Below are 20737 nucleotides of genomic sequence, written 5' to 3' on the forward strand. Positions count from 1 at the left end.
AAGGGCGGGGCATGCGGCTGGTAGCGAGTGACCTGGACGGGACCATAGTCGGCCCGGACAACAGGATCAGTGACCGGACCGTTAACGCGTTCCGCAAATGTGCCGACGCCGGCATCCGGATTGTCTTCGTCACCGGCCGGCCGCCCCGCTGGCTCGGGCCCGTCAGGGAACAGCTGGGCCACACCGGCACGGTGATCTGCTCCAACGGGGCGATCCTCTACGACCTGGAGGCCGCACGGGTGACCTGGTCCAAGCCGCTGGCCCTGGACGGCATGTTCCAGGCAGCGGGCATCATTAGGAGCCTCTACCCGGCGGTGCGCTTCGCCGCCGAAACCGTTGAGGGTTTCCACCTGGAGCCCGGATTCCTGCAGGACGCCGGAGCAGACCTCCTCGGCGCCGTTGCTCCGGCACCGCTCACCGAATCACTCGGCCCGGGCAGCCGGGTGGTGAAGTTCCTCGCCAAGGTGGAAGATGTCCACCCGGACGAGTTCCTCCGCCGGGTAAAGCCCGAGGTAGCCCACCTGGTCTCCGCCACCCATTCCGCGCCGTCGGTCCCGCTCCTGGAGATGTCCGCTCCCGGCCTGGACAAGGCCGTGACGCTGGCGGACTACGCCGGGTCCCTGCAGATAGACGCCGCCGACGTCGTTGCGTTCGGCGACATGCCCAATGACCTGGGCATGCTGGGCTGGGCCGGCCGGGGCTATGCCATGGCGTCCGGCCATCCGGCCGTCCGGGCGGCAGCGTCCCGCCAGGCCCCGCCGTTCGCCGAGGACGGCGTGGCGCAGGTCCTCGAGGACCTGCTGCGCGGCCTGGAGCCCTAGGCCGCCGAAAGGTCCCGGATCCGGCGTGCGCGCAGCAGCCGGTGAACCGTTATGAGGATGGACAGCCAGGCCAGCCCCAGGATCCAGGCCACCAGCACATCGGTCAGCCAGTGGTGGCCCAGGTATACCCGGCTCAGGCCTATGACCACGATGAACGCTCCCGCCGCCAGCACGGTGATGGTCCGGGCCCGCTTCGAATCCAGGTAGATCACCAGCAGATAGGCAATTGTTCCCACTACCACCATGGAGTTGAGCGAATGCCCGCTGGGAAATGAATCGGAGTACTCGTACGGCGGAACGGCGTCGGAAAGCGCTGGCCGGGCCCGTCCCACTAGGGTCTTGCCGGTAACCGTCATCAGCAGCGAGCCTGCCGCGGCGGAGGCGGTGAGGATTAGAGGAGTCCAGCTGCGCTGCCACCGGCAGAGCAGGGCCACAGCGGCCGCCGCAAGGATCGGAAGCCCGATGGTGCCGCCCAGGTTGGTGAACCAGGTGAGTGCCGTATCAAGGCCGGGGGAGCGCAGTGACTTCGCTGCGGCGAGTACCGGGTGGTCCAGGGCGGCGACGCCGTCCTCTTCCGCCACTGCCTCATAGACGCCTCCTGCCAGCAGGGCCAGGAGCAGGGCGGGAACCAGCCCGGCGGCAAGGGTCAGCAGGAGCACTCCGTGCGTGCCAAGCACCCGGGAAAGCCGGGAGAGCTGACGCGTCAGTCGGTCGGTAGGGGCGTCGCTCATTGTCCAAGTATGCCAAGCCGGTGGCCGAGCCAGTCCAGGTTGTCCGAGAGCCCCTCTTTCCATACCTGCCAGGAGTGTCCTCCCGGCAGCTCCTGCAGATGGACGTCCATGCCCGCGGCCTTCGCGGCGTCGTACACCTGCCGGCCCTCACCGTTGTAGACGCCGTCGTCCTTGCCGATCACCACGATTCCCGCCATGTTGGGGAAGGAACGATGCTGGAGGATATCCAGGGCATTCTGAGCCGCGAAAGCGGACGCATCCCCGCCGAAGTAGGTATTCACCAGGGACTGGATGCCGCCGGGGATGGTCGGTTCGTTCTCCCCGGCGATGTCGATAAAAGTGGGAAAGGTGTCCGGGAAGTTCACCGCGAGCTGCAGGGCGCAGGTCCCGCCGTAGGAGTACCCGGCTACCGCCCACTGCTGCGGTCCGCAGAGTCCGGCAGCAAGGTTGTCCTTGATCCAGCCGGGGACGTCCACGGCAAGGTACGTCGCTCCGCTTCCCTGTTTCGAATCGAGGCAGAGGGACCAGTTTGAATTCGCACCGCCGGAGAGGTCCGGAATAACGACGAGGGGGGGCAAGCCCGTGGTGCTGCGCCGCGAAGTCGTCCATCACCTGCTGCAGCTGGCCGCCGGCAAACCAGTCAGCGGGGGCGCCGGGCTGTCCATGCAGCGCGATCAGCACCGGCAGGTTCTGGGCGGAGGGCGTGCCGAGATAAGCCGGCGGGAGATACACCAGCCCGGTTCCTGCGGCATAGCCGGAGACGGACCCGGGGATCTGGACCTCATACACCCTGCCTTCCGCCGGCATGGTCGACGGCGCTCTCCAGTTCGCTTCCGTGCTCGGCGTGGCGTCCTGTCCGGGAACCGGTTTGCGGATGGGAACCTCGCCGCCGGACTCACCCGGGCGAACCACCAGGGATTCGACTGTGGGGTACTGGCCATAGGCCACATTGGCCGCCGACGCCGCGCCCAGCAGCACCGCAGCGGCGGACAGGACCGTGAGGATGCGCGCCAAGGCGCCCCGGGAGAGCCGCCAGCGCGGAACAATCAGCAGCACAGCCAATATGCCGCCAGCGGAATACAAGTAGAGATAGCGCGGGAAGGATGCGTCCCACCAGGACAGCAGCAATTCCGCGGCCACGAACAGCAGGACGGTCCCGGCCAGCGCGCCCATCACGGCGAACGGGACAACCCCGGTGAGATACCTCCTTGGCCCCCAGCACAGCCAGCACAGCCCGGCCGCGCCAAGGCTCAGCAGAAGCACAGGTGCCGGTCCCGAGGTCAGCGCCAAGTTCATCGCTGATTGCCCACGATTCGACGGGCCAACGTGAAGGTCTGTCCCACCGAAACGTGGGGCACATAGGCCCTCGCCAGGGCATTCGCAATTGCCGGCAGAGACGCTGAATCCGAGTAGGTCATGTACAGCGGAACGTACTCCGGCTGGAACTTGGCCTTGTAGGCCAGCAGGGAGCGGAAACCGTAGACCGGTTCCAGGGTTGCCCCCAGGCGGTCCATCAGCCACTCCAGCGCAGGCGGCGTATCGGCAGCCCGCCGCGGGGCGCTGCCTCCGCCGGCAGTGATTTCGGCTTCCGATGCTGCGGTCGACGAAGCCTCGTTCCGGGCCAGCGGCGCGCCGGACAGGCTGAGCAGGTGAAAGCCTTCATCCTGCAGGGACAGCGCGGCGGAGGCGATGAGGAAGTCCATGGCGGCCGGAAAACCCCGAGCCCGCCGGCGCATGAAATCAAGCGTCCAGCCGATAACCTCGCCATCCCGGTAGATCGGCAGCCAGGAGGTCACCCCGTGCACCGTGCGGTCCCGGTCCACCGCGAGCAGCAGCCGCACGCCGTCGTCGTCAATCTCCTCGATCCCGCCCAGCGTGAAGCCCATCTCCGGCATCTGCTTCTCGGCAACCCATTCCTCGGAAATTGCATTGATCTGGTCCAGGACGGACAGCGGCGCCGTGCGGTAGGTGGTCCACTCGGCACGGATCCCGGCCTTGCCGGCCCGGTTGAAGGCAGTCCTTACGTCCTGGAAACGCTTGCCCCGAAAGGCCAGGGACCCGAGAGGCAGCAGCGTTTCCTCCGCCACCTGCAGGTCCGTGTGCCCCAGGCCGGCGGCTGCCTCCCGGGTCGCCTCGTTCACTGAATAGAAGCACGCGGTCACTCCGGTGTCGGCACAGTAGGCCGCGAATCCCTCCACCGATTGCCGCAGTTCGGCAGCGGGTCCCACCGGGTCACCCACGGTCAGGGCGACGCCGGAGCCGATTCGGTACGCCACATAGGAATTGCCGGTGGGGGAAAACCAGTACGAGTTGCCGCTCCACAGCGTCATCCAGGCCATCGTGCTGCCGCCGCTGGACATCAGCAGGGTCCGGGCATGTTCTTCGTCCAGGGCGAAGCGGCTGTAGGCCGGCTCAAGGAAGGACCGCAACAGCAGCACGCAGGCAAGGATCCAGAACACTACGCCAACACCCTCATAGAGCATGATGGCCGGAAGCGACTGCGGCAGCAGCTCCGGAGGCCGGGAGATGATTTCGGAAACCGGCAGGAAGCGCAGCGGCAGGTCTTCCAGCAGTGACTCCATGTCTGCCTGCGGTGTGAAACCGTTGCGCAGCAACAGCCCGCCGCCCACCCACACCGCTCCCAGGATCACGCCGGCTGTGGCGCAGGTGAGGAACAACCGGCGGTAGGTGCCCGGTGCCGCGGAGACGGAGAAGAGCCTCCCGGAGGCGGCCAGCAGCACGAAGACCAGCAGCGGCAACAGCATGGGAAGGACCAGCGCCAGGGGCTGTACGGGCCCGCCGACGCCGTAGACCCCGCCGGTGTGACCTGCGAGGAAAAACCCAGTGCGGACGGCTGCGGCCAGTGTCATCAGGCCCTGCAGGATGAGGGCGCTGATCCACGCGAACCGGCGCCCGCGCCGCAGCCCGTCGGCGAAGACGATCAGCAGCACCTGGGGCAGGACGGCAAGGAAGAACCCGGCCAGCCCGGCACTCTGCTCCAGGCGGGCGGTGCGGCATTCAGCGTGCATGCCCGGATCTGCGCAGATGTTGGCCAAGGCCACCGGGTCCAGGGTTTCCGCGTTGGTGAACAGGTATGCAAGGACGGCCAGGGGCCCGACGGCGCGCACGTTCAGGGCGGCGATCACCGGCCCGACGGCGGTAGCCACCACCAGCAGTCCGACCAGCACCCGGGCCTCGCGCCGGCTGGAAACCAGCCTGCGCGGCCAATGCGGGCGCCGTCCGAACAGGTATGGCCCCCAGATCCCTCCGGTGACCGCGGCGGCCAGGGCCATGACGTCACGCAGCGCACCCGAGTACAGGGCGAGGACCACCAGCAGGGCGTACAGGGCCAGCCGCACCCGGCGGCGCCAGAGCGTGCTCATGCCGGCCGAGGCCGCTGCGGCGGTTCCGCAGACCAGAGCCACCGGACCCAGGAATGAATCCGTGCTGAGCTCCCGGCCCCAGTTCTCCAAAACCCCCCGCAGGGAAGCGGCAAAAGCGATGCCCGCCAGGGCACCGATGACCTGCGTCCCCGCCGCCGCCGCGAGAAAGCGCCGGCTGCCCAGGAGGCGTTCGGCAGGCAGCCCCACGGCCAGCGTGAGCAGGGTTCCGCTGATGTAGCCGGCCAGTCCGTTGGCCCACAGGGCGGACAGCAGCAGCGCCGGCCAGTAATCCGGCAGAGTATTCACGGACACGCTCACCCAGGGCAGCAGGAGATCATCCGGCCCGTTCAGGATGGAGGAGGTGAGGATGCCCAAGAACCAGAACAGCGCCAGGAACACCAGTGTCACCGGGGACCTGGCCAGGCTCCCCCGCAGCCCGTCCGCGGGCCAGCGGAGCCAGCGGCCCGCTGTCTGCCGGGCAGAGCTGTGCTGCATGCGGCCACCTCCATGGCTTGCCGGCGCGGTGGGAAGGGTTCGCCCCCGGGTGGAGCCACAGTCTAGTTCCGGGACTCCGTCCGCGGACCGGACACCCGCGCAAGACGGTGTGCTGACGGGCGATAAAGTACCCTTGTGAACGCACCCCCGCCGTACTTCGTCCCGCCGTCCGCGCCGCTGTCCCGCGGGGTTCCGCTGGGACTCTCCCACCGGGGGTTCAGTCCCGACGGGCTTGAAAACACCCTGACAGCTTTCCAGGCTGCAGTGGACCTGGGGTTCGGCTATCTGGAGACTGATGTCCGCACCACCAGCGACGGTGTGCTCATGGCGTTCCATGATGAAACCCTGGACCGGGTCACCGATGCCGCCGGTCCGATCAGCGCCCGAAGCCTGCGTGAACTCCGCAGCGTCCGCGTGGGGGGCACTGAGCCCATCCCCACGCTGGAAGAAGTCCTGCTCCGCTGGCCGGACGTTCGGCTGAACATCGACATCAAGGACGCCGCCGGTGCCGCCGCGCTGGCCGCCCTGATCGAAAAGCACCGGGCACATGAGAGGGTGCTGGTGACCTCCTTCTCTGACCGCCGGCGGCTGGACTGCCTGCGCCGGCTCTCCAAGCCTGCCGCGACCTCCGCCGGATCAGCCGCCAACGCCGCACTGCTGCTGCTTTCGCCGCTGGGACTCGGCGGCCTCGTCGCCCGGCTGGGCCGTTTCGACTGTGTGCAGGTGCCGGTCAGCTACCGCGGAATTCCCGTGGTGCGCCCCGCGTTCCTGCGGCGCTGCCGCCGTGCCGGCATCCAGGTCCACGTCTGGACCGTGAATACCCGTCCGCGAATGGAAGGGCTGCTGGACATGGGAGTGGACGGACTCGTCTCGGACCGGGCGGACCTGCTCTCCGCCGTGCTGGCCGGGCGCGGTGCCTGGCCTCAGGGGCCCGGGCCGGCTTAGGCCGCTCCGGTTGTACGTGCCGCAGCCGCGATTCGCTGGCAGGATGTAGTCCATGCGCGTGCTCATAGCCCCGGACAAGTTCAAAGGCAGCCTCACCGCCGAGGAAGCCGCTGCCGCCATGGCGCAGGCGGTGCTTTCCGTCTATCCGGACGCAGATGTCACCCGGCTGCCGGTCGCCGACGGCGGCGAAGGCACCCTCGAAGCCGCACTCGCCTCCGGAGCCGAGGAACGCACGGCTCGGATCCGCGGGCCGCTTGGCCGCGAAGTGACCGCGGTCTGGGCACTGGACGGCACGACGGCGGTTCTGGAGACGGCACGATCTTCCGGGCTAATGCTCGTGGAACCGTCCGTGCAGACGTCCCTGGCGGCGTCGAGCTTTGGCAGCGGTCAGCTGATCACCGCGGCGCTGGACGCCGGGGCACAGGAGATCATCCTCGGAATCGGCGGTTCGGCGATGACCGACGGCGGTTCCGGAGCCCTGTGCGCCCTGGGCCTGCGGATCCTCGACGCGGCCGGGAACCCGGTTCCGCCGGGAGGCGCGGGACTTGCGGTGGCCGCCGCCGTCGACGCTTCCGGGCTGGACCCGCGGATCAAGGACACGGTAATTCGGATCGCCGCGGACGTCACCAATCCGCTGACCGGCCACAACGGTGCCGCCCACGTCTTCGGCGGGCAGAAGGGAGCCGATTCCTCCGCCCGGCTGCTGCTGGATGAAGCACTGGCGAACTGGGCGCGGCTGCTGAAGGACGCAACCGGCGTCGACGTCGATGTTCCCGGCGCCGGGGCGGCCGGCGGGTTCCCGTCCGCCTTCCTGGCCTTCACGGATGCCCGGATTGAACCGGGCTTCGAACTCATTGCCGGGCTGGTGGGCCTGGCCCCGGCCCTGGCGCGGGCTGACCTTGTGCTCTCCGGGGAGGGCTCCATCGATGAACAGTCCCGGTACGGCAAGGCACCGCTGGAGGTGGCGCGGATGGCTGCAGAGAGGGGAATCCCGGTGGTGCTCGTGGCCGGAGCGATCACGCTGAGCCCGAAGGTCCTGGCCGAGTACGGCGTCGAAGCGGCAGTCAGCCTGCTTGACCTCGCGCAGAGCCCGGAGGACGCCATGGCGCGGGCAGAGTTCTATGTTGCCCGCGCCACGCAGGCGGCCCTGGAAGGGGCCTAGGATTCCTAGCCCAGGCTTGACGGCGTGGCGCCGACGTCTTTCTGGGGCTCATCCGGCATGGTGCCGCGCCAGCGGGCGATGGCCATCATGCCGTGGTAAATCACCAGGGTTGCCGCGGTGCCCAGGGCAATTCCCTCGAAGGTCAGGCCGCCAACGTTCCAGGTGTAGTTCGCAATGCCGATCACCAGGGCGACACCGGCCACCGAGAGGTTGATCGGGTTGGAGAAGTTCACGCGGTTGTCCACCCAGATCCGGACACCGAGGATGCCGATCATGCCGTAGAGCACCACGCCGGCACCGCCCAGCACGCCCTGCGGGATGGTGGCGATGAGGGCACCGAACTTCGGGAACAGGCTCAGCAGTACCGCAGTGATGCCGGCTACCCAGTAGGCGGCCGTGGAGTAGACCCGGGAAGCCGCCATCACTCCGATGTTCTCCGCGTAGGTGGTGGTGCCGGAACCGCCGCCGGCACCGGCCAGCATGGTGGCAACGCCGTCGGCCATCAGCGCCCGGCCGGTGTACGGATCAAGGTCACGTCCGGTCATGGCCGCCACGGATTTCACATGGCCGATGTTCTCCGCAACAAGCACCAGTACTACGGGGACGAACAGGCCAATGACGTTGAAGTGGAACGTGGGAGCCGTGAACTCAGGCAGGCCGAACCAGGCTGCGTCATTGATGGCGGAGAAGTCCACCTCGCCCTGGATCATGGCGGCGGCGTAACCGGCCAGGACGCCAACCAGGATGGCAAGACGGCCGATCAGGCCCTTGAACAGCACCGTGGTCAGCAGGATCACCACAACCGTGACCGTAGCGGTGACGGGACCGGCTTCGTAGTTTGTGCGCGTGGTGGGTGCCAGGTTCAGGCCGATCAGCGCCACGATCGCACCGGTGACGGTGGGCGGCATCAGGACCTGGATCCAGCGGGTGCCGGCCAGCTGGGCAGCAAGGCCGATCAGGAACAGGGTGGCGCCGGCCATGATGATGCCGCCCAGCGCTCCGCCGGGGCCGTGCTGGTTGACTGCGGCCGCGATCGGGGCGATGAAGGCGAAGGATGAACCGAGGTAGCTGGGGACCTTCCCGGCAGTAATGATCAGGAACAGGATGGTTCCGATGCCGGAGAAGAACAGGGTGGTGGCCGGCGGGAAGCCGGTGAGCAGCGGAACCAGGAAGGTCGCGCCGAACATGGCCACCACATGCTGGGCACCAATGCCGATGGTGCGCGGCCAGCTGAGTCTTTCATCCGGAGCGACGAATGAGCCGGGAGTAACAGTCTTGCCGTTTCCGTGGAGTTTCCAGTCCGTGCCGAACCTGCTCATGCGTGTGCCTTCCGAAAGGACAAAGGGGGATTGATTCGTGGAGAATGTTACCGGCGGGGCTTCTGTGCCACGCTATGTTGCACGCACCAACAAGTTTACCGGGGAAGCAGAATGGCCGAGGGCGGCCTGTGACGGACGGATCAAACGTGGGAATTTCAGTTTCTGGACGGACAGTACTCATCACCGGAGCGGCCATGGGGATGGGCCTTCTGTACGCGGAGCGAGCGGTGCGTGAAGGAGCCGGGGCGGTGGTGCTCTGGGACCGCAACGCCGAGGCCCTTCAGGACGCGGCACAGCGGCTGCGCGGTCTCGGATCCGCTGACGTCCTGCCGTACACCCTGGACGTCTCGTCAACAGCCCAGGTGGCAGAAAAAGCCGAAGCGGTGCTGGCGGAAACCGGTGCGCCGGACGTGCTGATCAACAACGCCGGCATTGTTCGAGGCAAGTACTTCTGGGAGCACACCGGAACGGACATCGACGCCGTGATGGACGTGAACACGCTGGCACCCATGCACATCACCCGCGCGTTCCTGCCGGGCATGATCGACCGGCGCACCCCCGCCCGCATCCTGAACGTCGCCTCCGCGTCCGGAACCCTGTCGGTGCCTAAGATGAGCGTGTACACCGCGTCCAAGTGGGCGGTGATTGGCTGGAGCGATTCGCTGCGCCTGGAACTTGAGGAAGCCGGGCAGGGCCACATCCAGGTCACCACCCTGATTCCGAGCTACATCAAGACCGGCATGTTCGAAGGGGCCCGCGGCCCGCTGATGACTCCGCTGATGGAACCTGAATACGTGGTGGACAGGGCCTGGAAGGCACTTCTTGCCGGCAAGGCCCGGGTCCAGCTGCCGTGGACCGTCCCGCTGGGCAGCGCCCTGCGCGGACTCCTGCCCCAGCCGGCGTGGGACGTGGTGGCAGGCAGGGTCTTCAAGGTCTACCAGTCGATGGACCACTTCACCGGCCGGCCGCCCGCGGACCCGGGGGCGGCAGCCTCTTCGGCGGCCGGCACCGGGAACCGGGCATGAGCGCCGGCAGTCCGGTACCTTCCCCGGCAGCAAGTGTGCCAGCGCGGGTTGCTGCGGTCCGCAAGGTTTACGCGAGCGGCCGTACCCGGCCGCTCGCATGGCGGAAAGAGCAGCTGAAATCCCTGATGCGGATGCTCTCCGAACGGGAACATGAATTCGCCGCGGCGCTGCGCGAAGACCTGGGGAAGAACCCCCTCGAGGCCTACCTCACCGAAATCTCCATCACCCGGGCCGAAGCAGCCCACGCGCTGAAGCACCTGACGGACTGGACGCGCACCACCAAGGTGCCGGTGCCGCTGGGCCTGCAGCCGGCGTCGGCCAAGGTTGAACCGCAGCCGCTGGGAGTGGTGCTGATCATCGCGCCGTGGAACTACCCCGTGCAGCTGCTCCTCGCCCCGCTCATCGGAGCGCTCGCCGCCGGCAACGCCGCGGTGCTCAAGCCCAGCGAGCTTGCCCCGGCCACCTCCGCTGCGGTGGCCCGAATCCTGCCGGAGTACCTGGACCCGGAGGCCGTGGCGGTCATCGAGGGCGCCCAGGAGATATCCAAGGCGCTGCTCGCCGAACACTTCGACCACATCTTCTATACCGGCGGGGAACGGGTCGGCAAGATTGTCATGCGCGCTGCCGCCGAGCACCTGACACCGGTGACGCTGGAGCTGGGAGGCAAGTCGCCCGCCGTCGTGCTGGACGGAAACCTGACCGCCGTCGCCCGGCGACTGGCCTACGGCAAGCTGATCAACGCCGGGCAGACGTGCGTTGCGCCGGACTATGTCCTGGTTACGGAAGACGCCGCTCCCATGCTGCTTCAGGCCCTCACCAGGGCGCTCCGTGAGCTGGTGGGCAAGGACCCGTCCCGCAGCGCCAGCTACGGACGGATCATCAACGAAGGCCACTTTGACCGGATCCTGGGCTACCTGGCGGACGGGACCGTGGTTTCCGGGGGCCGCAGCAGCCGGGAAGACCTCTACATTGAACCGACCGTGCTGGCTGACGTGGCCCTGGACGCTCCCGTGATGCAGGAGGAGATCTTCGGGCCGGTCCTTCCGGTGGTTACCGTGCGGGACCTGGACGAGGCGATGGAAATCATCAACGCCCGCCCTGTCCCGCTGGCGTCCTACCTGTTCACGTCCTCGGCAGCGCAGCAGCGCCGGTTCGAGCAGGGCGTGCGGGCCGGGTCCGTGAACCACAACGCAGCGATCGTGCAGCTGGCGGTCCCGGAGCTGCCCTTCGGCGGTGCCGGCGCCAGCGGGATGGGCGCGTACCACGGCAAGCACTCCTTTGACACGTTCAGCCAGGCCCGCCCGGTCTTCTCGAAGGGAACGCTGCTGGACACCCTGCGCGTGGCGTACCCGCCGTACAACGGGTTCAAGGCCAGCGTCCTGCGCCGCCTGCTCTGACTAATCGAGATGACAGAAACTGCCCGTATAAACGCTCATACGGGCAGTTTCTGTGATCTCGATGGGGGGAGCTAGGCGATCACGGAGTCCACGATGGCCTTGGCCTCAGCCTGGACCTCGCTGAGGTGCTCAACGCCCTTGAAGGACTCGGCGTAGATCTTGTACACGTCCTCAGTGCCGGAGGGCCGGGCCGCGAACCAGGCGTTCTCCGTGGTGACCTTCAGCCCGCCGACTGCGGCGCCGTTGCCGGGCGCCTCGGTCAGCCGTGCGGTGATCTCCTCGCCTGCCAGTGTGGTGGCAGTGACGTCCGACGGCGACAGCTTGGACAGCGCTGCCTTCTGTTCGCGGGTGGCCGGGGCATCAACCCGTGCGTAGACCGGGTCCCCGAACCGGCTGGTCAGTTCACGGTAGTGCTGCGACGGTGTCTTGGACGTGGTGGCGGTGATCTCCGAGGCCAGCAGGGCCAGCAGGATTCCGTCCTTGTCCGTGGTCCAGACCGAGCCGTCCAGCCGGAGGAAGGAGGCACCTGCGGATTCCTCGCCGCCGAAGGCAACTTCGCCGGAGAGCAGGCCCGGAACGAACCACTTGAAGCCCACCGGGACTTCCATCAGCCGGCGGTTCAGGCTGTCGGTAACCCGGTCGATCATGGAGGAGGAGACCAGGGTCTTGCCCACCATGGCGTCGCTGCGCCAGCCGGAGCGGTTGGCGTAGAGGTACTCCACCGCGGCGGCGAGGTAGTGGTTGGGGTTCATGAGCCCGGCGTCCGGGGTGATGATTCCGTGCCGGTCGGCATCGGCGTCGTTCCCCGTTGCGATGTCATACCGGCCCGCCTGGGCGATAAGGGATGCCATCGCGTCGGGGGAGGAGCAGTCCATGCGGATCTTCTCGTCCCAGTCCAGGGTCATGAAGCCGAACTGTGGATCCACGCCGGGATTCACCACGGTCAGGTTGAGGCCGTACTGCTCGCCGATGGCGCCCCAGTAGTCAACGGACGCGCCGCCCATGGGATCCGCGCCGATGTGCAGGCCGGAACCCTTGATGGCATCCATGTTCAGCACCGAGCCGAGGTCGCCCACATAATGCTGCAGGAAGTCGTAGGCACCCACCGACTCTGCCAGCCGGGCCTCGCCCAGCGGCACGCGCTGCACGCCGCGGAGGCCGTTCTCAAGGAGTTCGTTGGCGCGGTTGGCGATCCAGGACGTGGTTCCTGAATCGGCGGGTCCGCCGGAGGGCGGGTTGTACTTGAACCCGCCGTCGGCCGGCGGGTTGTGGGACGGGGTGATGACAATGCCGTCCGCCTGGTCCGTGCGGGTGGCGTTGTGGGTCAGGATCGCGTGGCTCAGGGCCGGGGTGGGCGTGAAACCGGTCCGCGCATCGATCAGGACGTTCACGCCGTTGCCGGCCAGGACCTCCAGCGCGGTGTTCTGCGCCGGCTCCGAGAGGGCGTGGGTGTCCTTGCCCATGAACAGCGGGCCCGTGATGCCGGCACCGGTGCGGTACTCAACGATTGCCTGGGTAATGGCGGCGATGTGCGGTTCGTTGAAGGATCCCTTTAGGGAGCTGCCGCGGTGGCCCGAGGTGCCGAACGCAACGCGCTGGCCGGGATCAGCGAGGTCCGGAGCGACGTCGTAATAAGCGTCGAGCAGTTCCGTCAGGTCAACGAGGTCGGATGGTTGGGCAGGTGTGCCGGCACGGTTAGACATAGACCCAAGCATGCCAAAGATTCGGTTGTTCCGGCAGGCGCCTTACTTTCGTGCCGCCGTCGCCGCGTCTCCCGCACCCCAACGAGATGGCAGAAACTGCTCGTTAGAAGCCTCTAACGAGCAGTTTCTGCCATCTCGACGGGAATTGCGGAGCGCGAACGGTTCAGACGGGGCTACTGGAGCAGCGTGCGGTCGTCCAGGCCGCCCTTGATCTTCTCGAACTCATGCAGCAGGTCCGGGACGGTCATGGACGCCTTCTGCGTGCTGTCCAGATCCAGGATGATCCGCCCCTCGTGCATCATGATCAGCCGGGTGCCCAGGTCCAGTGCCTGCTGCATATTGTGCGTGACCATCAGCGTGGTGAGGTGGTGGCGGGCCACGATCTCACCGGTCAGGCGGGAGACCAGGGCGGCACGCTGCGGGTCCAGAGCCGCGGTGTGCTCGTCCAGCAGCAGGATCTTCGGCTCGCTGAACGTTGCCATGAGCAGGGACAGCGCCTGGCGCTGGCCGCCGGAGAGCAGGCCCACCTTCGCCTTGAGCCGGTTCTCCAGCCCGAGTTCCAGCGACTTGAGCTCCTCACGGAACAGCTCCCGCTTCTTGGCGGACACCCCCCAGCCCAGGCTGCGGCGCTTGCCGCGTTCGTAGGCGATGGACATGTTCTGTTCGATGCTTAGCTGCGGCGCGGAACCTGCCATCGGGTCCTGGAAGACCCGGCCAATGAAGCGGGCCCGCTGGTAGTCGGCCAGCCTGGTGACGTCCTTGCCGTCGATGAGCACCGATCCGGTGTCCGGGCGCAGCTTGCCGGAGACCATGTTCAGCAGCGTGGATTTACCGGCGCCGTTGGAGCCGATTACGGTGATGAATTCCCCGGCCGCCAGCTCCAGGTCGATTTTCGCCAGGGCAACGCGTTCATTGACGGTGCCGGCGAAGAAGGTCTTCTGTACGTTGTCGATTTTCAGCATGGTTGTGCTTTCCTCGCTAGCTGGCCGTGGTGACGTTGGACTTGCGCAGGCTGCTGAAGGTCGGCAGCCTGCGGAAGAGGCTCCACTGGGGCAGAATCAGGGCCAGGACCACCAGCACCGCGGAAATGAGCTTCATGTCGTTGGGCTCGAAGCCGAGGTCCAGGGCCAGGGCGATGACGATCCGGTAGACCACGGCGCCCAGGATCACAGCCAGCGTGGAAACGACGATCAGGCGGGAACCGAAGATCGCCTGGCCGATGATGACGGAAGCGAGGCCCACCAGGATCAGGCCGATGCCCATGCCGATGTCCGCGAAGCCCTGGTACTGGGCCACCACGGCGCCGCAGAGGGCCACGAATCCGTTGGAGAGGGCCAGGCCCAGGATCTTCATGCGGTCGGTGCTGACACCGAAGCTGGAGACCATCTCCTGGTTATCGCCGGTGGCCTGCATGGCCAGGCCCAGGTCGGTGTGCAGGAACCAGTCCAGGAACAGCTTCACGCCTACGGCCAGCAGGGCAAACAGGGCGATGGCGACGGCGCCGCCCAGCAGCCCGTTCTCCCGCAGCGGGGTGATGAGCGTGTCTTCGCGGAGCAGGGACAGGTTGGAGGTGCCCATGATCCGCAGGTTGATGGAGTAGAGCGCGATCATGGTCAGGATGCCCGCCAGCAGCCCGTTGATCTTGCCCTTCGTGTGCAGCAGGCCGGTGACGCAGCCTGCGACAAGTCCGGCGCCGAATGCGGCGGCCGTGGCGGCCAGGGGTGGAACCCCGTTGATGATGGAGATGGCCGCCACGGCTGCGCCGGTGGTGAAGCTTCCGTCCACGGTAAGGTCCGGAAAGTCCAGGATCCGGAAGGTGAGGTAAACGCCCAGGGCCATGACGGCGTAGATAAGCCCCAGTTCAACAGCAGTGATCATGGAATTTCTTTTCCTTACAGCGGGGTGGGACGGTCGGCAGCAGGTGTTACTCGATGACCTCGTCGGCCTTTTCGAGCAGGGACTCGGGGATTTCGATGCCCATGTTTGCTGCGGCGGTCTTGTTGATGACCAGCTGGGTCTCGGAGAGGGTTTCGATCGGCATGGTGGCCGGATCCGCGTCCTCTTCGAGGATCTTGATCGCCATCAGGCCGGTCTGGTAGCCGAGCAGTTCGTAGTCGATGCCCAGGGTGGCGATGCCGCCGGACTTCACGGCACCTGCGTCGCCGGTGACCAGCGGGATCTTCTTGGTCTCGGCGATCTGGACGACGGAGTCCAGGGCGGCCACGACGTTGTTGTCGGTGGGGATGTAGAAGGCGTCGACGTCGAGGGACTCGGCGGCCTGCTGCACCTCGGCGGTGTTGCTCACGGCAGCCAGCTTCAGCTCGACTCCGAGGTCCTTTGCGGCTTCCTGCGCGAGTTCGATCTGCACCTCGGAGTTGACCTCGCCGGAGCTGTAGACGATGCCGACGGTCTTGGCGTCCGGAGCCAGTTCCTTGATCAGTGCCAGCTGGTCCGCGACCGGGTTCAGGTCGCTGGTGCCGGTCAGGTTGGCGCCGGGGGCGTCCCATGAATCAACCAGGCCGGCTTCTTCCGGTTCGGTGACCGCGGTGATGAGGATGGGGATGTCGGTGATTGCCTGCGCTGCAGCCTGCGCCGTCGGAGTGGCGATTGCCAGCACCAGGTCCAGGTCGTCAGAGGCGAACTTGGAAGCGATCGACGTGGCTGTGGCCTGCTCGCCGGCCGCATTCTGCTCGTCGTAGGAGATGTTCTCGCCTTCGGTGTAGCCGTTCTCGGCCAGCGCCCGCTTGAATCCTTCCTTGGCGGAGGTCAGGGCATCGTGCTCCACGATCTGCGTGATGCCGATCCTCACCATGTCCGAATCGCCGCTTGCAGCGGAATCCGAGCCGCAGCCGGTCGCCGCGAGGGATGCACCCAGCAGCAGGGCCCCCAGTGCCCCTGTCTTTGAACGCTTCATCGTTGCCCTTTCAGTGCGCTGCCCGGCGGCGGACGGCGCCGGCCGGGCAGGGTGTCGTTGTGCCGGACGCTGGCATCCGGTCCCCGGCCCGACGTCGTTGATCGGAGCCCGGCAAACGGGTGCGGTTCAGCACCGGCTGATTGAATGATACTAACTGTGAGGGCGCTTACATTGTCTAATGCGACGCGCGACGTGGAGACAGATGCATGCCAGAGCTTGGCATGAGCGGACAAATAATCGACCGTACGGGACCAAAATCCTCAGAGTGTCCAAGCGGATCGAAAGAGTTCAGCAGGCGGCGCATACGCAATAAGTGCCCGTTTGCAATCCAAACGGGCACTTTTTGTTAGGCGATCTAAAGGAACGGGTTACCGCACGCCGCCCATGAGTTTCTTGATGGCGGGTGCCGCGGCTGCCAGGGCGACGCCCAGCACGATTGCGGTGATGCCCAGGAAGGAGAAGTAGCTGACTTCGGTGTCCTGGCTGTAGAACTGCGCCAGCCAGCCGGAGAGCGTGCTGCCCAGGGATACCGACAGGTAGAACAGCGCAACCATCTGCGTTGGGAACGCGGACGGTGCCAGCTTGGTCGCGGCGGAGAGGCCAGTCGGGGACAGCGACAGCTCAGCGAAGGTGAACAGCAGCAGGATGCCGGCCAGGGCCAGCAGCGGCGTACTGGCAGGTCCGCCGCCGGAGAACGGGATGAAGGCGAGGAACGCCAGGCCCATCACGGCCAGGCCGATTCCAAACTTCAGCGGAGTGCCCGGCTGGCGGGAGCCCATCTTGGTCCACATGCTCGCGAAGACGGCGGCGAAGATGATGATGAAGATCGGATTGATGGACTGGACGAAGCTCGGCGGCATTTCCCAGCCGAAGATCTCCCGGTTCAGGGAAGTGTCTGCGTAGAGCGCAACAACGGTGAACTGCTGCTGGAACAGGGCCCAGAAGGCGGTGCTGGCAACGAACAGCGGCATGAAGGAGAATACGCGGCGGCGTTCAACCTGGCTTACCCGCTTGCTGGACAGGATGACCACGAAGTACGCGATCGCCGCTCCCAGCGCGAGAATGGCCATCAGGCCCACCAGGTTTTCGCTGTTGATCAGGCCGAAGGCAACTGCCGCCAGGACGACGGCGATTACCGCTGCGGCGATCGCGCCAACACGGACGAAGTGGCTCCTGGGAAGCGGATTGGCTACCAGGTGTGCGGACTCCGGAAGGTACTTGCGGGTGGCTGCGTACTGGGCCAGGCCGATGGCCATGCCGGCAGCGGCGAGGCCGAAGCCGAAGTGGAAGCCGAAGGAATCCCAGAGCAGGCCGGTGAGGATGGGGCCCATCAGGCCGCCGATGTTGATGCCCATGTAGAAGATGGAGAAGCCGGCGTCGCGGCGTTCGTCCTTTTCGTCGTACAGGCTTCCCACCAGGGCGGTGGCGTTGGCCTTCAGGCCGCCGGAGCCAACGGCGATGAGCACCAGTCCGATTGCCAGGCCGGCGTAACCGGGAACCAGGGACAGGGAGATGTGGCCGACCATCACGAGGATGGCCGAGTAGAAGAGGGTCCGTTCGGATCCCAGGATGCGGTCCGCCACCCAGGCGCCGACGATGGAGGAGAGGTATACGCCGCCGCCGTAGGCGCCAACGAGGCCTGCCGCCACTCCCTCGGACATGCCGAGTCCGCCGTCAGTGACGGAGTAGTACATGTAGTAGAGCAGGATGCCCTGCATGCCGTAGAAGGAGAAGCGTTCCCAGAGCTCAACGCTGAAGAGATTCGCGAGCATCCGGGGATGGCCGAAAAATGCCTTCCGCGCGCCAGGCGCGGGGCTGGTTGTGGTGGGGCTTGGACTCATCGTTCAATAGTCCCAAAGCGCCGCTGTGACGGATTCGACGTCGAAAGCGAAAATCGGGGTGTTCTACCGGCTTCCATGCAAGTGTATGTGCTGATTATCACCGTCAAAACGGCACTTCTGTCCACATGCTGGACAAAAAGGCTCCCGATTAAGGCTCTGAATGCTATGGACCCAGCTGGGCTGCCACCGCCAGCAGGTCCGCCTCCGCCCCCGGGCGTCCGATGAGCTGCACGCCCATCGACAGGCCCTCGGCGGTCACATGGGCCGGAATGGTGACGGCGGGGAGTCCGCAGACGTTCACCATTGACGTGAACGGAGAGTAGCGGCACTGCAGGGCATAGTCTTCCGCGGCGTCCCCGGTCCAGTACCAGCCGATGGGCCGCGGAGTCATGGCCACCGTAGGGGTGAGGATCATGTCCCAGGCCGAGAACCGGGAAATGGTCTCCTCTTCGAAGGCGCGCAGCACCTCTACGGCCCCGGCCAGGTCCGCAGCGGAGCGCTGGAGTGAGCGGCGGCGCATGGCAGCTGTCAGCGGGGTAAGGAACTGCTCGCCCTCCGGCGGCAGCGGGATGTTGGCCAGCGGTGCGGTCCACACCAGTTCGAAGGCGTCCGGGTAGCGCTCGTCGTAGCGGACGTCGGCTTCCGTCACGTCATGTCCAGCCCCGGTAAGCGCCACGATCCCGGCTTCCAGTGCCAGTGCTGCCTCAGGGTCCAGTCCAATGTCCAGGCGCGATTCAAAGGGGGAACGGGTGCTGACGCCTATCCGGAACCTGCCCTCGGCCCGCAGTGCAGCTTCCAGGAAGGAGCCGGACGCGGGCGGGGCGCTGGTGGCGTGATAGTTCGGCTCGGCAACCATCGCATCGAGCAGCAGGGCAGCGTCTGCGGCCGTTCGTGCCAGTGGCCCGGCAACCACAAACTGGCCCAGGTCCCGCTGGCCGCCGCCGGAGGGCACCCTGCCGCGGTTCGGCTTGAGGCCGACCAACCCGGTGGCGGCGGCCGGAATGCGCACTGAGCCACCGCCGTCGGTACCCGGAGCGAAAGGCAGCATGCCCGCGGCGACGGCGGCTGCACTGCCGCCCGAAGAGCCCCCAGGGCTAAGCGAGGGGTCCAGGGGATTCCGTGCCGGTGGGGCAACGAGGTTCTCGCTGTAACTGCTGAGGCCGAACTCCGGAACCTGGGTTTTGCCCAGGCTGATGGCTCCGGCAGCCCGCAGTACGGCCGGCAGGGGGCCATCCGCCCCGGCGGGAACCTGCGGAACGGCGGCGCTGCCCATGGTTGTGGGGACGCCGGCGACGTCGGTGAGGTCCTTGTGCGCCAGTGGCATGCCGTGCAGTATCCGCGGCGGTTTTCCGGCGGCCTGCGCTTCGTCGGCCTGGCGTGCTTCGGCGAGTGCCGCATCGGCCGTAACGGCAATGAAGGATCCAAGTTCCGGATTCAGCGCCTCGATGCGCCCCAGGAAATACTCCGTGGCCTCCCGGGCAGAAACCTCGCCGCGTGCCAGGGCGTCACGCAAGCCCAGGGCGCTGAGGGAACCGATGCCCTCCCCTGAATGCGGTGTGGGCCGGGGCGGGGTGGCTGGACCATTGGGCATTGTTACCTCCGGTGCGCGGGCGGCTTTGTTCTCTGGCGGTGCATCCCACTATAGGCTGGGACAAACGGCACGGACGCCCCCGCAGCGTGCCTTGTCAGACCCGGTACAGAGACTGTGAGGAAGTGTGAGCGAGATGGAAAACGTTTCTGTGGACACGATTGGCGGCGGCGCCCGGATCCTGGACGTGCGCGAGGACTACGAATGGGAAGCAGGACACATTCCAAACGCCGTGCACATCCCCCTGGACCAGCTGCCAGACCACCTCGACGACCTTGACCCGGACCAGGACCTGGCCGTCATCTGCCGTTCCGGCGGGCGAAGCGCGCGTGCCACCCAGTGGCTCGAATCCCACGGATACTCCGCGGTCAACGTCACCGGCGGCATGGGTGCCTGGCTTGAAGCGGGCAAGGAAATGGTCTCCGAAAACGGGCAGGAACCGACCGTCGTATGAGTCCTGAGGGCACCCCGGGGCGGTCCAAGCTCCCGGGAACCATGGTCTACACCTATCTGGGACCCGAGGGAACCTTCACCGAAGCTGCGCTGCTGCAGGTCCCCGGTGCCGCTGAAGCGGTAAGGATCCCCTCCACCAGCGTCACCTCCGCACTGGAGATGGTCCGCTCAGGTCATGCGAACGCTGCGGTGGTACCGATCGAGAACTCGGTGGAGGGCGGCGTCAGCGCCACCCTGGACGCCATTTCGATTGGGCAGCCGCTGCGGATCCTGCGCGAAATCCTGGTGCCCATCACCTTTGTGCTGGCAGTGCGGCCGGGCGTTGAACTCGAAGAGGTCCGCCGGGTTTCAACGCACAGCCACGCCTGGGCCCAATGCCGCAACTGGGCGGAAGCGAATATTCCCAAAGCGGAATACCTGCCCGCCTCCTCCACGGCGGCCGCCGCCGTCGGGCTCTTGGATGAATCCCCCGGGTTCGACGCAGCCATCTGCGCCCCGCTGGTCGCTTCACGGCTGGGGCTGGACGTGATTGCCCGGGACATTGGAGACATTTCCGACGCCGTGACCCGGTTCATCCTGATCAGCCTGCCCGGGCTGCTGCCGGAACCCACCGGCGCGGACAAGACCACCGTGGTGATCCCCCTGCCCGAGGACCGCCCGGGCGCACTGATGGAGATCCTGGACCAGTTCTCCACCCGGGGAGTCAACCTCAGCCGAATCGAGTCCAGGCCCACCGGGGCCTTCCTGGGCGACTATTTCTTCAGCATCGACGCCGACGGGCACGTTTCCGATGCCCGGGTGGCGGACGCGCTCAAGGGCCTGCACCGGGTGTCACCGGAGCTGAGGTTCCTGGGCTCCTATCCGCGTGCGGACCACCGCCGCGCCCACGTCCTGCCGCACACCTCCGACTCCGCCTTCGAGGCGGCGGACCAGTGGCTCGAATCCCTGATTAACGGCTGA

The 20737-nt window shown here is 66.7% G+C and carries 17 protein-coding genes; 7 read left to right on the forward strand and 10 right to left on the reverse strand.

All coding sequences use genetic code 11. The features are described from left to right. Nucleotides 1-11 precede the first annotated feature (11 nt). A complete protein-coding gene (locus ITX31_RS10995) occupies nucleotides 12-821 on the forward strand; it encodes an HAD family hydrolase (protein ID WP_194783387.1) in 810 nt (269 codons plus the stop codon). Here ITX31_RS10995 and ITX31_RS11000 read toward each other — a convergent pair. The 3 genes from ITX31_RS11000 to ITX31_RS11010 form a co-directional block, all read right to left on the reverse strand. After that, nucleotides 818-1552 carry a phosphatase PAP2 family protein gene (locus ITX31_RS11000; protein ID WP_194783388.1) on the reverse strand — a complete coding sequence of 245 codons (735 nt, stop codon included), beginning with the start codon at nucleotides 1550-1552 and terminating at the stop codon, nucleotides 818-820. The genes ITX31_RS10995 and ITX31_RS11000 overlap by 4 nt on opposite strands. Further along, nucleotides 1549-2130 carry an alpha/beta hydrolase gene (locus tag ITX31_RS11005; RefSeq protein WP_194783389.1) on the reverse strand — a complete coding sequence of 194 codons (582 nt, stop codon included), beginning with the start codon at nucleotides 2128-2130 and terminating at the stop codon, nucleotides 1549-1551. Before ITX31_RS11005 ends, ITX31_RS11000 begins: the two co-directional genes overlap by 4 nt. Before the next feature lie 714 nt (nucleotides 2131-2844). Next, nucleotides 2845-5430, reverse strand: coding sequence for a bifunctional lysylphosphatidylglycerol flippase/synthetase MprF (locus ITX31_RS11010; RefSeq protein ID WP_194783390.1), 2586 nt, complete (start codon nucleotides 5428-5430; stop codon nucleotides 2845-2847). A 135-nt stretch (nucleotides 5431-5565) separates the two neighbouring features. On the opposite strand from ITX31_RS11010, the gene ITX31_RS11015 reads away from it, so the two are divergent. Both ITX31_RS11015 and ITX31_RS11020 read left to right on the forward strand, forming a co-directional pair. Next, a complete protein-coding gene (locus ITX31_RS11015) occupies nucleotides 5566-6375 on the forward strand; it encodes a glycerophosphodiester phosphodiesterase family protein (RefSeq protein ID WP_323745655.1) in 810 nt (269 codons plus the stop codon). Between the two features lie 52 nt (nucleotides 6376-6427). Continuing rightward, nucleotides 6428-7537, forward strand: a complete 1110-nt coding sequence (locus ITX31_RS11020; protein ID WP_194783391.1) for a glycerate kinase — start codon at nucleotides 6428-6430, stop codon at nucleotides 7535-7537. Between the two features lie 5 nt (nucleotides 7538-7542). Here the strand turns inward: ITX31_RS11020 and ITX31_RS11025 are convergent, their stop codons facing one another. Next, a complete protein-coding gene (locus ITX31_RS11025) occupies nucleotides 7543-8856 on the reverse strand; it encodes a uracil-xanthine permease family protein (RefSeq protein ID WP_194783392.1) in 1314 nt (437 codons plus the stop codon). A 146-nt stretch (nucleotides 8857-9002) separates the two neighbouring features. Between ITX31_RS11025 and ITX31_RS11030 the strand changes: the two genes are divergently transcribed. Beyond that, nucleotides 9003-9881, forward strand: a complete 879-nt coding sequence (locus ITX31_RS11030; protein ID WP_323745656.1) for an SDR family NAD(P)-dependent oxidoreductase — start codon at nucleotides 9003-9005, stop codon at nucleotides 9879-9881. Continuing rightward, on the forward strand, nucleotides 9878-11278 hold the full coding sequence (locus ITX31_RS11035; protein ID WP_194783394.1) for an aldehyde dehydrogenase family protein: 1401 nt from the start codon (nucleotides 9878-9880) through the stop codon (nucleotides 11276-11278). The genes ITX31_RS11030 and ITX31_RS11035 overlap by 4 nt, the downstream gene beginning before the upstream one ends. A 71-nt stretch (nucleotides 11279-11349) precedes the next feature. On the opposite strand, the gene pgm is transcribed toward ITX31_RS11035, so the two are convergent. The 6 genes from pgm to ITX31_RS11065 form a co-directional block, all read right to left on the reverse strand. Then, nucleotides 11350-12981: a phosphoglucomutase (alpha-D-glucose-1,6-bisphosphate-dependent) gene (gene pgm, locus ITX31_RS11040; RefSeq protein ID WP_194783395.1), complete on the reverse strand. Its 1632-nt coding sequence runs from the start codon at nucleotides 12979-12981 to the stop codon at nucleotides 11350-11352. 173 nt (nucleotides 12982-13154) lie between these two features. Next, nucleotides 13155-13943 carry an ABC transporter ATP-binding protein gene (locus ITX31_RS11045; protein ID WP_194783396.1) on the reverse strand — a complete coding sequence of 263 codons (789 nt, stop codon included), beginning with the start codon at nucleotides 13941-13943 and terminating at the stop codon, nucleotides 13155-13157. A 16-nt stretch (nucleotides 13944-13959) separates the two neighbouring features. After that, a complete protein-coding gene (locus ITX31_RS11050; protein WP_194783397.1) occupies nucleotides 13960-14859 on the reverse strand; it encodes an ABC transporter permease in 900 nt (299 codons plus the stop codon). Between the two features lie 46 nt (nucleotides 14860-14905). Then, nucleotides 14906-15895 carry an ABC transporter substrate-binding protein gene (locus ITX31_RS11055; RefSeq protein ID WP_194783398.1) on the reverse strand — a complete coding sequence of 330 codons (990 nt, stop codon included), beginning with the start codon at nucleotides 15893-15895 and terminating at the stop codon, nucleotides 14906-14908. A 368-nt stretch (nucleotides 15896-16263) separates the two neighbouring features. Beyond that, nucleotides 16264-17736, reverse strand: coding sequence for a peptide MFS transporter (locus ITX31_RS11060; protein ID WP_194783399.1), 1473 nt, complete (start codon nucleotides 17734-17736; stop codon nucleotides 16264-16266). A gap of 163 nt (nucleotides 17737-17899) precedes the next feature. Further along, nucleotides 17900-19327, reverse strand: coding sequence for an amidase (locus ITX31_RS11065; protein WP_194783400.1), 1428 nt, complete (start codon nucleotides 19325-19327; stop codon nucleotides 17900-17902). A gap of 133 nt (nucleotides 19328-19460) precedes the next feature. Here ITX31_RS11065 and ITX31_RS11070 point away from each other — a divergent pair, with 133 nt between their 5' ends. Further along, on the forward strand, nucleotides 19461-19778 hold the full coding sequence (locus ITX31_RS11070; protein WP_228529303.1) for a rhodanese-like domain-containing protein: 318 nt from the start codon (nucleotides 19461-19463) through the stop codon (nucleotides 19776-19778). Then, the gene (gene pheA, locus ITX31_RS11075; RefSeq protein ID WP_228529143.1) at nucleotides 19775-20737 is read left to right on the forward strand and encodes a prephenate dehydratase; all 963 of its coding nucleotides are present in this window, start codon (nucleotides 19775-19777) and stop codon (nucleotides 20735-20737) included. Before ITX31_RS11070 ends, pheA begins: the two co-directional genes overlap by 4 nt.

Origin of the sequence: Arthrobacter gandavensis, from assembly GCF_015355785.1 — a bacterium.
Taxonomy (GTDB): domain Bacteria; phylum Actinomycetota; class Actinomycetes; order Actinomycetales; family Micrococcaceae; genus Arthrobacter_B; species Arthrobacter_B gandavensis_A.